General features: G+C 39.2%; 16 protein-coding genes. 14 read left to right on the top strand and 2 right to left on the bottom strand.

From position 1 onward, the window contains the following. The first annotated feature begins 77 nt into the window (after positions 1-77). The 10 genes from RTW14_RS05775 to RTW14_RS05730 all read left to right on the top strand — a co-directional run bounded on the left by RTW14_RS05775 (position 78) and on the right by RTW14_RS05730 (position 9506). On the top strand, positions 78-665 hold the full coding sequence (locus RTW14_RS05775; protein WP_312648745.1) for a TetR/AcrR family transcriptional regulator: 588 nt from the start codon (positions 78-80) through the stop codon (positions 663-665). Between the two features lie 32 nt (positions 666-697). Further along, a complete protein-coding gene (locus RTW14_RS05770) occupies positions 698-1150 on the top strand; it encodes a biotin/lipoyl-binding protein (RefSeq protein ID WP_312648744.1) in 453 nt (150 codons plus the stop codon). After that, positions 1129-1791 carry an efflux RND transporter periplasmic adaptor subunit gene (locus RTW14_RS05765; protein WP_312648743.1) on the top strand — a complete coding sequence of 221 codons (663 nt, stop codon included), beginning with the start codon at positions 1129-1131 and terminating at the stop codon, positions 1789-1791. Before RTW14_RS05770 ends, RTW14_RS05765 begins: the two co-directional genes overlap by 22 nt. Beyond that, positions 1788-4865, top strand: coding sequence for an efflux RND transporter permease subunit (locus RTW14_RS05760; RefSeq protein WP_312648742.1), 3078 nt, complete (start codon positions 1788-1790; stop codon positions 4863-4865). The genes RTW14_RS05765 and RTW14_RS05760 overlap by 4 nt, the downstream gene beginning before the upstream one ends. Positions 4866-4919: 54 nt before the next feature. Then, positions 4920-5180 carry a hypothetical protein gene (locus RTW14_RS05755; RefSeq protein WP_312648741.1) on the top strand — a complete coding sequence of 87 codons (261 nt, stop codon included), beginning with the start codon at positions 4920-4922 and terminating at the stop codon, positions 5178-5180. Continuing rightward, positions 5149-5577 (top strand): hypothetical protein, encoded by a 429-nt coding sequence (locus RTW14_RS05750; protein WP_312648740.1) that lies wholly within the window; start codon positions 5149-5151, stop codon positions 5575-5577. Before RTW14_RS05755 ends, RTW14_RS05750 begins: the two co-directional genes overlap by 32 nt. Before the next feature lie 574 nt (positions 5578-6151). Next, positions 6152-7297 (top strand): helix-turn-helix domain-containing protein, encoded by a 1146-nt coding sequence (locus RTW14_RS05745; protein ID WP_312648739.1) that lies wholly within the window; start codon positions 6152-6154, stop codon positions 7295-7297. After that, complete coding sequence (locus tag RTW14_RS05740; RefSeq protein ID WP_312648738.1) at positions 7294-8052, top strand: CPBP family intramembrane glutamic endopeptidase; 759 nt, start codon at positions 7294-7296, stop codon at positions 8050-8052. Before RTW14_RS05745 ends, RTW14_RS05740 begins: the two co-directional genes overlap by 4 nt. Before the next feature lie 272 nt (positions 8053-8324). Further along, positions 8325-8900 carry a helix-turn-helix domain-containing protein gene (locus tag RTW14_RS05735; RefSeq protein WP_312648737.1) on the top strand — a complete coding sequence of 192 codons (576 nt, stop codon included), beginning with the start codon at positions 8325-8327 and terminating at the stop codon, positions 8898-8900. A gap of 222 nt (positions 8901-9122) precedes the next feature. Then, positions 9123-9506, top strand: a complete 384-nt coding sequence (locus RTW14_RS05730; protein ID WP_312648736.1) for a hypothetical protein — start codon at positions 9123-9125, stop codon at positions 9504-9506. A gap of 145 nt (positions 9507-9651) precedes the next feature. Here RTW14_RS05730 and RTW14_RS18805 read toward each other — a convergent pair whose 3' ends face one another. Further along, positions 9652-9738, bottom strand: coding sequence for a hypothetical protein (locus RTW14_RS18805; RefSeq protein ID WP_442871562.1), 87 nt, complete (start codon positions 9736-9738; stop codon positions 9652-9654). Between the two features lie 72 nt (positions 9739-9810). Then, positions 9811-10359, bottom strand: a complete 549-nt coding sequence (locus RTW14_RS05725; protein WP_312648735.1) for a TetR/AcrR family transcriptional regulator — start codon at positions 10357-10359, stop codon at positions 9811-9813. Positions 10360-10506: 147 nt separating this feature from the next. On the opposite strand from RTW14_RS05725, the gene RTW14_RS05720 reads away from it, so the two are divergent. From RTW14_RS05720 to RTW14_RS05705, 4 genes are all read left to right on the top strand, one after another. Then, on the top strand, positions 10507-11307 hold the full coding sequence (locus RTW14_RS05720; protein WP_312648734.1) for an EFR1 family ferrodoxin: 801 nt from the start codon (positions 10507-10509) through the stop codon (positions 11305-11307). Between the two features lie 223 nt (positions 11308-11530). Then, positions 11531-12205: a response regulator transcription factor gene (locus RTW14_RS05715; protein ID WP_312648733.1), complete on the top strand. Its 675-nt coding sequence runs from the start codon at positions 11531-11533 to the stop codon at positions 12203-12205. A 10-nt stretch (positions 12206-12215) separates the two neighbouring features. Then, complete coding sequence (locus RTW14_RS05710; RefSeq protein WP_312648732.1) at positions 12216-14060, top strand: sensor histidine kinase; 1845 nt, start codon at positions 12216-12218, stop codon at positions 14058-14060. Between the two features lie 111 nt (positions 14061-14171). Beyond that, a complete protein-coding gene (locus RTW14_RS05705) occupies positions 14172-14738 on the top strand; it encodes a class I SAM-dependent methyltransferase (RefSeq protein WP_312648778.1) in 567 nt (188 codons plus the stop codon). The last annotated feature ends 90 nt before the right edge of the window (positions 14739-14828 follow it).

Below are 14828 nucleotides of genomic sequence, written 5' to 3'. Positions count from 1 at the left end.
CATCTTTTGGGAATTTGTAGTATTATCTTTTTAAAGATATAAATGAATAAACGTTCATTCAAAAAAGGAGAAGAAAAATGTCTAGAGTAACAGATCCTCAAAAAATTGAAAGTGTTAGAAGAGCGGCAATGGAAATTATTGTGGAGTATGGATATCGTGGGGTATCTATCGCTGAAATTGCGAAAAAAGCAGGAGTATCAGTGGGATATCTATATCGCTATTACAGTAGCAAAGAAATATTGTTGGAAGATTTAATCAATAAAAATCTTGCAGATGTCAAAGGCAATATCATTAAGTATTTAAAAAACAGTCAGACCATTGATGAGTTTTTTTATGGGTTAATTTCATTTTTGTTTGATCTTGCTAAAGAAGATGCTGTTAAGGCACAAATGGCGGCAACTTTATTCATTGAAACCGATTTTGAAAAAGTATTAAGCCCAAGTGACTTAGGATTGAAAAAGGAAGTTTTTGAGGCAATTCATAAAATAAGTAAAGAAACGGGAGAAATCAAGTCGGACGTTAGTGAAGAGGAAATTCAATTAACGCTTATGACCATTCCTTTCAGATATATTATGATGAAAATCAAAGAGAAGGATTTCCAAAAGCATTTTCAAGAAGAACACATTCAAAAAATCAAGAAATTATGCTTGAATGCATTGAGATAGTTTTACAAAACATAATTTTAAAGGAGCAGAGTATGCAGATGAAAAAAAAGCTTATTACAACTGTTATTATTGTGATTGCTTTGTTGATGGGAATTCAATGGGTACAGCATCATCACTCAGATACAGTTGCAAAAGAAATACCTGTTGTATGCACCCAAACAGTCAAACTAGCAGGAGATACACAGGAATTCACCTATTCCGGGGAAGTGGTTGGACGGTATCAAAGCCAAATGTCCTTTCAGACAGGAGGGAAAATCATAAGCAGAAACGTGGAGGCTGGAAGTGAAGTGAAGAAAGGGGAGTTGCTGATGAAAGTGGATCCTCAGGATGTAGAACAAAGTGTGAAAGCTGCGCAATCTCAAATGGCCGCAGCACAATCTCAGTTTGATTTTGCAACAGATACTTTGAAACGTTACCAAAAACTTTATGAAGGGAGGCAATTGGCAAGGCACAGCTGGATAGCGTGCAAACGTCCTATGATTTAGCAAAATCGGCGCTAAATCAGGCCAGTGCCCAATATGAAGGAGCAATGAACCAACTCGATTACACAGGACTTTATGCGGAGAGCTCAGGAGTGATAACAGCAATCTATGCAGAAGAAGGGCAAGTTGTTGCTCCTGGACAGCCCATGTTGACTATTGTACAAAATGACGAAAGAGAGATAGAGATCAGCATTCCCGAAAACCGAGTCAAACAGCTTCGGGAAGCAGAAAAAATTCAGGCTACATTCTGGGCTCTTCCTGATATTACGTTAGGAGGAACTGTTCGGGAAATCGTGCCAATGGCGGATCCGGTAACCCGAACCTACAAGGCGCATATTAGTTTGGATTCTGTTTCTAAGGAATTAGAATTGGGAATGACTGCAACTATTTCGGTTTCTAGCCCTGCAGAACAAATAGGTTATGTGGAGATCCCAACTTCCGCCATTTATCAGACCGGTTCTGTTCCTCAGGTTTGGATGGTTAAAAACAATGTACTACATTTAAAAGATGTTGAGGTAGGAGACTTTGATGGAGATAATATTCAGGTAACAAAAGGACTTACATCTGGGGATGTCATTGTTACTGCAGGCGTACATAAGCTTAGTAAAGGGTTAAAGGTAAAAACTACAGGTGACATTCAATGAAAAAGTTTAATCTTACGGAATGGGCATTAAAGCATAAGCAGTTTATGTATTTTATTGTTGGTGTCATAGCAATAGCAGGAATATTCTCCTATCAGAGTCTCGGAAGGATGGAGTATCCTGATTTTACCATAAGGCAAATGATTGTTTCGGTTGGCTGGCCTGGTGCCACCGCAAAACAAGTTGGAGAACAGGTGACGGATAAAATAGAAAAGAAGTTGCAGGACACTCCAGGCTTAGACTATTTGGAGAGTTGTTCTAAACCTGGACAATCTGTTATTTATGTATATCTAGAAGATACAGTTGAGGATGCAAAAATCCGAGCTACTTGGTTTGAAGTACGCAACATGGTGAATGATATAAAAGATACTTTACCAAAAGGCGTAATAGGACCGTATTTTAATGACCGGTTTGACGATGTTTTTGGAAATGTTTATGCTATAACCGGAGACGGCTATTCCTATGAACAAATGAGAGTCAAAGCAGAGGAATTTCGACAAGAATTACTTCAGAATGTGCCAGATGTTAAAAAAGTAGAGCTCATTGGAGTCCAGGATGAAAAAATCTATGTTGAAGTGGAAAGCAGTAAGCTTTCACAGCTAAAACTGGATCCCAATATTATTGCAAATACTCTTCAAGCTCAAAACAGTATGACACCTACAGGAAAAATATCAGTTTCTTCGGATGATTTGTACCTGCGTGTTACTGGTATATTTGATAATGTGGAACAGATCAAAAATTTGCCAATTCGAGCAAATGGTAATACGTTTCGTCTAGGGGACATTGCCACTGTTAAAAGAGGGTACGAAGATCCAGAGACAAAGATGTATTTTAATGGGCAGGAGGCCATCGGAATTGCAGTTTCCATGGATAAAGGCGGGAATGTATTGACCTTAGGCCATAACTTAGAAATTGCTAAAGAAAAATTTGAGAAAGAAGCACCAGCAGGATTAGAACTTCATCAAGTTGCAAATCAGCCGGAAGTTGTTAAAGACTCAATTAACGAATTTAAAGAAACATTGGCGTTAGCCGTTATCATTGTACTTGTGGTTTGCTTTGTCAGTCTTGGGCGGCGTCCCGGCATTATTGTTGCATTTAGTATTCCTTTAGTAATCTGTGGCGTTTTTGCCTGTATGAAGCTTAGTGGAATTGCATTACAGCAAATTTCTTTAGGCGCATTAATTATTGCACTAGGGCTCTTAGTGGATGATGCGATTATTACAACGGAGACGATGATTGTCAAGCTAGAGCAGGGATGGGAGCGAGATGCGGCGGCATCCTTTGCTTATACTGCAACCGCTTATCCCAGACTTACAGGGGCGCTAATTACTTGTGCAGCTTTTACCCCAGTATTTTTCTCAAAGGGTCTTGCGGCAGAATTTGTAGGGTGTATTTTTATCGTGGTGTCCATGGCACTAATTTTATCTTGGTTAGTGGCTGGAACCATTACCCCTATGTTAGGTGAATGGCTCATTAAAGTAAAACCGGAACATCATGGAAGTGAGCACAACCAATATGATAAAAAAATTTATAATAAGTTTAAACAATTGCTGGGTTGGTGCTTAAACCACCGAAAAATTGTTGTTATTACAACGATAATATGCTTCACTGCATCCTGCCTGCTATTTTCAACATTAAAGCAAGAATTTTTTCCAGGGTCTGCAAGACCTGAACTTATTGTGGATTTAGCACTCCCTGAAGGAAGTAACTTTGAAGCAACGGATAACATGGCAAAAAAATTTGCTAAAGAATTAGATGGAAATGAAAACATTGTAGATTATAGTTACTATGTTGGACAGAGTTCACCTCGTTTTGTTTTGACCATCAGTCCGTTATTACCAAATACAAGTAATGCTCAGTTTATTATTGTGACTAAAGATAAACAGGCAAGAACTGAATTAAGTGAAGAAATCAAAAGCTTTGGGGCTAGTGAATTTCCGGATATTCGTATGAACAGGAGAATTTTGCAAACAGGGCCTGGAGATCTTTATCCGGTAAATCTGAGGGTTAGTGGAACTGATGTGGATCAAGTTCGTCAAATTGCACAAAAGATAGCTAGTAAGATGGAAAAAGATCCAAATCTTTGCGATGTGAATATGAACTGGAATGAAAAAAGTAAGGTTATCAATTTGAAAATTGACCAGGACAAAGCTAGAGCTTTGGGGGTGGATAGCCAAAGTCTTTCTATGACACTTTTTACAGAATTATCTGGATATCCAGTCACCGAATTTCGTGAAGGGGACAAAACCATTAGCATTGTATTACGACAAGATTTAAAGGATTCAAAAAATCTTGATTCAGTTAAAAACTTGAATGTTATTACCAGCTATGGAACTTACATTCCTTTGGACCAAATTGCAGAAATTTCCTATGGCGCAGAAGAAGGACTGATATGGAAGCGAAATATTAAACCGACGATTACCATTCAGGCTAATGTTGCAACAGATATTACCGGAAACAATGCTACTCAGCAGACCTTTGATGACCTTGAAACATATCGGAAAGGCTTACCGGCAGGTTACAGCGTAGATATTGGTGGATCGTTGGAAATGACCAATAAATCCATAAAATTGTTGGTACCGACTATACCGATTATGCTGCTCATTATCATGGTTCTTTTGATGATTCAATTACAGGATCTTCGAAATATGGCATTAGCCTTATCAACGGCTCCGCTTGGGATTATTGGGGCCAGCTTGGCACTGTTCTTAACGGATCGTCCGACAGGCTTTGTAGTATACTTAGGAATTTTAGCTTTGGCAGGAATTATTATGCGTAATTCTGTTATTCTTATTGACCAGATTGAACAGCAAATTGCATCGGGGGAAACAAAAATAAATGCCATTATAAATGCTACAGTTATGAGATTCAGACCTATTCTTCTAACTGCAACGGCAGCTATTCTTGGCATGATTCCTTTGGCGAGCAGCGTATTTTGGGGACCGATGGCGGTGGCCATTGCTGGCGGCTTATTTGTAGCCACAGTACTGACACTTTTGGTGCTACCAACTTTATATGCAGTGTTTTTTAAAGTGAAGAATGATGAAGAAGGAATCGTTCTGAACGATGAATTCTAAATGAAAAATTAGTTGTAAGCTTCCATTACTCTAGCGTAGTAAATACGAAGAAATTTGTTAACACCAGCCATTTTAGCTACGTTTTTAGGTTCAACAGGTATTCAAAGCGCAAGTTTTCTTTTCTTTCCGAGATATCTAAGCGGCACAGAAGGTTATTATGAAGTTGGAGGATGGGACGGTGGCACTGTGTCACAATGGGGAACAGAAAAATTCGCAGATAATGGGTACGATTATTTACATATGCTGCATTATTATTATGATTATACTCCATGGTTAGATGGTAATGATTATTACTATGTCTGGATGCACAAATAAAGAAGGAACAGTGGAAAAAGTCCCAAATGTTATTGATGTTGTGTTGAAGGACGATAATAATGTTGAAATTGTAGATGATAATGGTTGGATTAATCTACAGGCCACTACTAGGATTCATGTACAGTTCGAAGGAGAGGTCGATTACATCTTCTTTTATCTTACCCCGACAGGAACAGAGACTTTTAGTCAAAGAGAGTTGATTGGTGTAATGTCGGCATATGACAATGATAGCACTGGTGAGAAAGGTTTTGGCGCAGAAAATACTTCGGCGGAATATATATGGAATGTACCAGACGAAAGCTTCAGTGGGCATTTAGGGGTAGAACTTATTAGTGGAACGGTAGCAAGGTATGAAAGTAGCATTGTTAATGTGATGAATGATAGAGAAGCAAATTGATTGTTCTTATTTGTAGCTCACGGAGAAGTTAAATTACGGTTTATAAATTATTATAAAAATTTCTGATACCCTTACCAACAATCCACGGTTGGGGGTTCGATTCCCTTCACCAGCTCCATCGCCTTGAAACTTAGCTGTAATGCAGGTTTCAAGGCTTTTATTATTTCAAAATTAGATTTTTAAATTATACTCAACCATATAGCAATTATAGATTTACTTTATTAGGAAGTTTGCAATAGGCCATATTTTGGCAATAAAATTAGTAATTAATCCAATTTACGTTTATTCAGAGAAGAGTGGGTGTTCGAAATGGTAAATGGAACTTAATTGATTCTATAATTCTTTGCAGTATTATGCCAGGGCCATCCTTGCTCCTCCTCCCGCTATGTCAAACCTTCATGTTGCTTTTTTATATAATGTAAGTTGAGTTTATCTGCTGTACTATTTACCCCAGCTAATGCGAGATAATATCAGTCAGAAGTATCGCATAGGTTGATTTATTCAACTTTTATCTACCACAAATCCATTGATTTTCTTCGAGCTATTCACTAATATGTAATCAGAGGTGATTAATATGAAAGAAATAAATATGGCGAAAGTTCTTGTAAATAAGCGCAAGGAAATGGGCATTACCCAAGATGAGCTTGCAAATTACATTGGAGTATCTAAGGCATCCGTTTCCAAATGGGAAACAGAGCAAAGCTATCCCGATATTACCTTTCTTCCGCAACTGGCTGCGTACTTTAACATCAGCATTGACCAATTGATGGATTATAAGCCGCAGATGACAAAAGAGGACATTCGTAAACTGTACCGAAACCTGTCGGCGGATTTTACGTCAAAACCGTTTGACGAGGTCATGGGAAACTGCCGAAAGATAATAAAAAAATACTATTCCTGCTTTCCATTGCTGCTGCAAATGGGGACACTAATTATCAATCATATAGAATTGCTGAAGGACCCAAAAAAATCTGCGCCTATGATCGAGGAAGCCAAGGCTCTCTTTATCCGGGTCAGAGTGGAATGCGACGATGTATCGATTACCAGAATGGCTTTGTATATGGAGGCTTTATGCAACCTTATTTCCAATGATCCCAATGCCGTGCTGGAACTACTGAACGGAACAGTCGCGCCTGCACTTCCCCCCGAATCACTTTTGGCTTCCGCCTATCAAATGACGGGGCGCGCCGATGAGGCAAAATCTGTTTTGCAGGTTGGAATTTTTCAGAATATAGTCGTCCTGTTCAATTTCTTCCCAGCTTACCTTATGCTATGCGCGGATGTTCCCTCCAAGTTTGACGAGGTGCTGCGGCGCTCACTTGTCGTAGCGGAATCGTTTGACATGAGGCATCTGCATCCCGGCGTTTTGGTCAATTTGTATATTTCCGCCGCGCAGGGATATATTGCGCAGAAAAATCATGATAAGGCGCTTGAGATGTTGCAAAAGTACACTGAGATCGTAACAAGTGATATTTATCCCCTGCACTTGCATGGCGACGCTTTTTTTGACCATCTAGAAGGCTGGCTGGATAAGCTCGATCTGGGAACGGATCTTCCCCGGGATGAAAAAACGATCAGGAAAAGCATGTCTGATGTAATCGTGAATAATCCGATTTTCTCCGTTCTCTCAGATGAACAGAGCTTTCAGAATATCACTGAAAAACTTCAAAATAATTTCAAAATAACTTCAAATAATATCGATAAGAAGGGATTGTTATGATGGAACAGGAAAAATTGGCAGCAAAGAAACGGCTTATTATGTTTGTCACGCTTACAATCGTCATCGCCTGGATTGTGTTTTTATTGGTACCAATCTGCGGGCTGCCGTACGGAACCGGTGTATCAGTGGCAATCATTGCGTCAGCGATGTTTGCCCCAGCTCTGAGTAGCGTATTAATACGGCTTATCACAAAAGAAGGATTTGGGAATATGTATCTGCGCCCTCACTTCAAGGGGCATGCGAAAGACTATCTGCTTGTGTACTTTGGCCCGACAGTCTTGCTGCTTTTGAGCGGTGCACTTTATTTCCTGATTTTCCCCGGCTCGTTTGACCCAGAGCTTATAGCTTTAAAAGAGATGTTAGCTTCAAGCAGCAACCAGGGGATTGCCGCATCCAATCTGCTGATTGTTCAGGTTCTAATTTTTGTTGTATTAGGACCGATTGTAAATATCATTCCGACCATGGGTGAAGAGCTTGGCTGGAGAGGGTATCTGCTCCCCAAACTGCGCATGTTTTTATCTGACAGGGCCGCGTTAATCATTACAGGGGCAATATGGGGCATCTGGCACTTGCCCATTATCGTGATGGGTCACAATTACGGAACCACATATTGGGGCTATCCTTGGCTCGGCATTTTCGGCGGCCTTCCGTTTATCGTTTTAGCTGTGATATTGTTAATAACGGTTGGAAATAAGATGTCGTTGTGTAAAAAAGGCGGGCACCAGCAAGAAAATGGGCTACTGGAACAGAAATAAGATTTTCTCGTAGCAGCCTGCATCTAAACTAAACAAATGACACAATTTATAATGATAATAAGAGGACTCGAACCATCACGGTTTGAGTCCTTTTATTATTTTACTTTTTATGGTATACTCAGTTCAAATTATTTATAATTATAAGAATACCGACATACGGGTATTTAAGGAGTGTAAAACGCTTTTGACATGCAAATTAGTGGCATTATCAAATACCTTTGATGGCGAAAATTTGTTTGATATTATAGACTAAAGATACAGGAGGGCATCTTATGGAAATTGGAAAACAAATAAAGAAATATAGAGCCGAAAGGGAGCTTTCACAAGATAAATTAGCTGAAAAGATATTTGTATCCCGTCAAACGATTTCGAATTGGGAAAATGATAAAAATTATCCTGATTTGAAAAGCTTAGTACTATTAAGTTCTCTTTTCGATGTCTCTCTTGACACACTAATAAAAGGAGATCTTGAAGAAATGAAAGAAAAAATTAAGACAGAAGATATTGCAGGTTTTAAGCGTGACGGCACCATTTTCACCGTGCTTCTGTTAAGCGAGATTTTATTATTAGTTCCTCTTGCAATAATCGGCGGATATGTGGGTCTGGGAATTTGGGTTCTCATTGCCGTTGTTACAATGTATTATGCATTTCGGGTTGAAAAACAGAAAAAGAGGTTTGATATTCAGACTTACAAAGAAATTCTTGCATTTGATAACAATAAAAATTTAAACCAAATTGAAAAAAGCCGTGAGTATGGGAAACGACCATATCAGCAACTTCTGTTAGCAATAGGTACGGGTTTATTAACGATTGTAGTTGCAATAATCATGTTCTGTATATTTTCATAGTCAGATTATTAGCATAATCAGAACATGCATCTAAATTGAGCAAATGACACAAAAATAAAAAGACATCCGAGAGGGTGGCTTTATATTTTTGGAATGAAAGAGGGAATCGAACCTGAAAGGGCACGAGCGTGGAGGAGGTAGTTTGGTAAAATAAAGAGATTGTAGCTTATTTGTAGCCAAGTACTGACACTTTTGGTGCTACCAACAACTGTATTAGTGGCTTTGATATTAATTATTGGAGTGAAGGGATGCGGCAAGCAAGATGCTGATGCAGAGATAACGACATCAAGTGAACAAAAGCTAACTGCGTTTGAGCAGTTTGAAAAGGGCTTAGAAGATGAGGGACTGGAATATGAGAAGGTTACGATGGCGGCTGAAATGCTTGGAGCAATAGAAGGATATAAATATAAGTTCGAAAGCGATAAGGCTGAGCTATATAGGTTTGACAAAGACAGTGACACAATAAAAGATGCTGCGGAAAATAAAAGTCTTTACATGGAGGGATTTGGATCATTCCCTGTAGAAGTAAATGGAAATTTGGCATTAATTGTAGAAGATGATGAGAATAGTGAAGTTATCTCGAAAATATTTAATGCAATTGAATAATGCAAACACAATATAAGCACTTTTCAAGAGGTGGCTTATTTCGACGAAACAGCGTAAATTTGTATTTATAAAAGACACGTCGAAATGAGGTGACCCCTATTAGTTAGACTTTTAGCGTAGTAGTTTTTATCTGCTACGCTATTCTTTATGCTGCTTGGAGAGTGAGCCGATATTCAATAGGACTCATCCATCCAAAAGATTCTTTGATTCTTTGTTGGTTATTATATTTTATATATCATGACAGTTTCCTTTCCGTCTCCACATAAAAATTTTATTTGACACACTTGAATTTGTAATTTAGGAGTTACTCCCGATCAGGCAGCTGAATGGCAACCATCAGTAGATTAGCAACTTCTTCAGGTGATTTCTGCATCCCTTCGCTTGCCCATTGCCAAAGGATATTCAAAAGTCCACCTACACTGTAGGAAAGAGCATATTTCATTGCTTCTGATTGCCTAGCCAAAGGATAATTGCTTTTCCGCATTAGGTATACTTCATGAAAAAGATGGTTGTACTCTTGCAATAACAGCGACATCAAATCGTTGCGGTAAAGCAAAAGGGCCAGTTCCTTATGCTCATACCAAAGCTCCAGATACCAACGAATCGTATGAAAATAGCTGTGATCTTTGTCAGCGGAAAGCTGTAGTGCTCCTGTACGCCAAATTGTCTCCAGATGAAAGCAAATCACTTTCGAAGAAAAAGAACGATAAAAAGTTCTACGGGACAAATCTGCTTTTTCAGCAATCTCTGAAATACTGATTTCCCGAAACGGTTTGTTTTTCATCAGCTCCAAAAGAGCATTTGTCAACCATTCCCTGGAACGTAAAGCAATTGGATTTTGTGTATCTTTCATGTTGACTCCTTCAAATGTCGCAAAAATGACCAGATGTGGCACTTGCCTCTGAAATCTTGAATTATTATTATAGGCTCATTATAATAAAAATATCAAACTGTTACAAGTGTGACATCTGGAATTGTTTTGAAATTGTGAGGTAACATTATGAAAAATATGATCTACTATTTTACAGGGACAGGAAACAGCCTTCGCGCCGCACAAGTCATTGCCGAGCGCCTAGGTGAGACAGAAATCATCTCCATGCGATGTGACCCAAAGGATGTTCCGTCAGAGGACGCTGAAAGGATCGGTTTTGTTTTCCCGGTGTATCACTGGACGATGCCAGAGTATGCAATCCATTTTGTAGAGCGGGTAGAGCTTAACCCGAAGGCGTACATTTTCGCGGTCTCCACACCAGGGATGATCAACGGAGGCTGTCAGGATAAGCTGGCGGAACTACTGCAAGAAAAGCATTGCACACTTTCCTATGGAGAGAAAGTGTACAGTGTTGCCAATTATGTGGCTATGTATCCACCGTTTCCTGATCCTGAAAAGCGCGTTCCCAAAACAGAAGTACAGCTTGCTTCTATTGCACAGGAGATTGTTGAAAAGAAGCGGCGAAATTATCCTCACGCCAACGCGATGACACGATGGCTTGCACCCCGGAAGATGCAGAAGTTTATTGATCATTGCCCGTCAAATGACAAATACTTTTCTGTCTGGGATGATTGCATTTCCTGCGGCTTGTGCGCCAAGGTCTGCCCCTGCCATAATATCAGTTTTGAAAATGGCAAACCAACTTTTCTCCATCAATGCAGCCAGTGCATGGCCTGTGTCTCTTTCTGTCCAAAACAGGCAATCAATTTCCCCAAATATACGCGGGAAAGAAAAAAATATCACAATCCGCATGTCACAGTATCAGATTTGGCTTTAGACAGGAAGCAATATCCCTCACACATAATTTGAAAGCATTGAAATGTGCATGGCAACTTCATAACGGGGTTGCATTTATCCATCTGATTATGAGCATAACCAAACTTGCATCTAAATTGGGCAAATGATACAAAAAAACAGAGAATAGGGTTTGCCTGTTCTCTTTTTTTTATGACCTAAAAATATAAAAATAGTTTGATAGGACATAGAGAAGACATATTGCTATAATAAGATAAATACGAAGGAGGTTCTTAGGATGGCTTACAGAATATTAATGGTGGAAGATCAGAAGAAAATGCAGGGTATTGTACGCGACTATTTTATTGCGAAAGGCAGCAGTTTGGTATGTGCAAGTAATGGGGAAAAGGCATTGGAGCTTCTCAGCGATCAAAAATTTGATCTGATTTTACTGGACATTATGATGCCTAAACTTGATGGCTTCTCTGTTTGCAGAGAAATAAGAAGAGAGTCGGAAGTGCCTATTGTGTTTCTTACAGCAAAGAGCGATGAGGATGATAAGCTTTATGGTTATGAACTAGGAGCGGATGATTATGTGACAAAGCCGTTTTCTCTTGCCGTGCTTTACGCAAAGTGTATAGCGCTGATAAAAAGGGCCGATGGGGACGGACTCAGTGAAAAGCTGCAAGCAGGAAAAATAGTCATTTATCCAAAAAGCAGACGAGTGGAGGTTTGTGGAAAAGACATTCAGTTAGCAAATTTAGAGTATCAACTGTTGCTGTATTTTATAAGAAATAAAAACTGTATTGTTACAAGAAACCAACTGCTATATCAGCTTTGGGGTTACGATTTTACAGGAGAGGACCGGGTTGTAGATACCCATGTGAAAAAACTGAGGAAAGCGATGGGGGAGTGTGCGGGTTATATTAAGACGGTGATAAAAATGGGGTATCGGTTTGAGGTAGAGGAGTGAGGCAAAGAGAATGAAAGGACAAAAAGAAATAAAATCCAATAAAAGAAGTATTTATACAAGAACGATGATTAGTTTAATTTCCTTTTATATCATTACAATGCTCATGTTTACATATTTTTATGGGCAGATGGTAATAGCAAAGACTTTAGCGGCTCAATCCAGCAAACTTGAAAGAATAGTTGTAGAACTACAGCCGATTTTGCCGGAGTACGAAACGAATCCCAATGCGGTCAATATGAGAAGAATTACAAGCACGTTAAGCTATATTTCAGAGGGAGAGCCGGTTTTATATGGAAAGACAGCTCTTTTTAGCAAAAATCATGAACTAATAGCCAAAAGTGGTAATGATTTGGGTTTTAATGTAGGTCATATTACAACAGAGCCTGGAATTTGGCAGACGGACGAGGTAGGCTTTTGCTTGGATGATTACCTTGAGCCCTCTCAGATTGAGGAAATATTTCAGTTTCAGGATGGGGAGCTGAACGATGAGGATGCAAAAGTTGGAGACATTCGAGAAGTATATGAGATACAGGGGGTGGTTTATGTAAGGGGAAATGAAATAAAACCGAAAAATATTACAATACTGAAAAAGAGTGAAAGGTTTACTGCCAGGAAAAATCTTACGCCTATATGGGACTGGACTGCTCCCTGGGAAACGGTAAGGGATTATAATTTTCAACCGGATAACATAGAGGGCTTTCAGGAACATTTTTTTTCTAGTGGCTATGCCAATGGGCCTGTAATAGTAAATAGTGAAGGCTGGGTCAATAACCGTGGCATTACAGCAGAAACCCTAGAAAAGAGAGCCCTATGCAATGAGGTGACATCTCCAAATTTTCTCACAAATTATCTGTCTTCTTCAGATTTGATTTCAGGTGGAGAATACAGTAATGCTGAGGGGGGGTGGCAGATCAAGGCAACCGATATTTTGTATTTTACTGGCCTTCTTTCATCAGAGGACGAGCAAGAAGGAAGAGGCAGATCCGAGGCGTATTATGTAGCCATGCAAACTGTGTTTTATCCATGGCCCGTGGTAATCAAAGACCTGCTTCCAATATATATTATGGCATTCCTTTTGATTATAGCCATAGGATTACTGCTTTCGAATAAGCTTTGGAATATTTACATGAAGCAGGAAAGGCTTGAAAAGAGCCGGCGACAAATGACAGATGGGATTGCCCATGACTTAAAGACTCCAATCGCCCTAATAAGTGCGTATACGGAAGGGCTTAAGGAGAATATTAACGATAAAAAGACAGAGTATTTAGATGTGATTTATGAAGAGGCACAAAGGATGGATGACATGATCGTGGAAATGCTTACACTTTCAAAGCTGGAGGCTGGTGCACAAATACTGCATTTAGAGAAAATTGAGCTAAACAGTCTGGCAAAATCAGAAGTGAAAAAATATGAGGGGATTTTAGAGAAAAAGGCTATTACAGTCCAGGTAGAAGAACGAGGTGTTTTTTCCTTAGATTGCGATAAAGCACAGATGACAAAGGTGTTTCACAATATCCTTTCAAATAGTGTGCGTCATTGTGAGGGAACAGGCGAAATCAATTTATACATCAATGAAAACAGTATCGAGATAATCAACACTGGAGAATGCATTCCAGATGAGAAGCTGGGGCATATTTGGGAGGCTTACTATAAGGTTGATGAGTCTCGGGGAAGGGATGATACGGAACGGTTTCAAAATGATGGCAAGGAGGAAAATAGTGAAGAAGCTGTAAATGACAACATACAGGGTTCCGGACTGGGATTGGCAATCGTGAAACAGGTATTGGATTTGCATGGCTTAAAATATCAAATATCAAATACTGAGAATGGAGTGTCCGTTTGGTTTGGTAAGTGAGCATAATGTTCTTAGAACGTGCGCCTAGAGGGCGCACGTTACGGTGGGTAAAAGTTAACACCTACAAGACCAGTTCCCAAGGAATGGTTTCCTGATTTTCATAATTGTAAAATATTAGGGCTTGCTGCAGGTGGCGGCCAACAAATGCCTGTATTTTCGGCACTTGGAGCAGAATGCACTGTTTTGGATTACTCGCAAAAGCAAATTGATAGCGAAATGGTCGTTGCAAGACGCGAGGGATATACAATCAATACATTAAGGGCAGATATGACAAAACAGTTGCCCTTTAATAATAACTCTTTTGATTTTATCTTCCATCCTGTTTCTAACTGTTATATCGAAGATGTAATACCTGTATGGCAAGAATGTTACCGTGTTTTGAAAAAAGGCGGTATCCTTATGGCAGGTCTTGATAACGGGGTTAACTTTTTATTTGATGATATTGAATCCAAGCTGACTTATTCCCTTCCATTCAATCCATTAAAAAATCAGGAATTAATAGAAGTATTAGATAAAACAGATGATGGCATTCAGTTTTCCCACACATTGGATGAACAAATGCGAGGACAGATACAATCCGGTTTTTCCATAAAAGATTTATATGAGGATTATAACAATAGCGGTCCGCTTCAAGAACATGGAGTCCCGACATTTTGGGCAACACTTGCTGTAAAATAATAAGAAACTGGTTATTGTACTGCGCCCGTATTTTAGGTGTTGACAAGTTTTCATAATTATGGTAAATTTTCTTTATTGGGTTAGCTTTGG

This window comes from Aminipila sp. (assembly GCF_032051575.1).
Taxonomy (GTDB): Bacteria; Bacillota; Clostridia; order Peptostreptococcales; family Anaerovoracaceae; genus Aminipila.
This window is presented reverse-complemented; position numbering and strand designations above follow the sequence as displayed.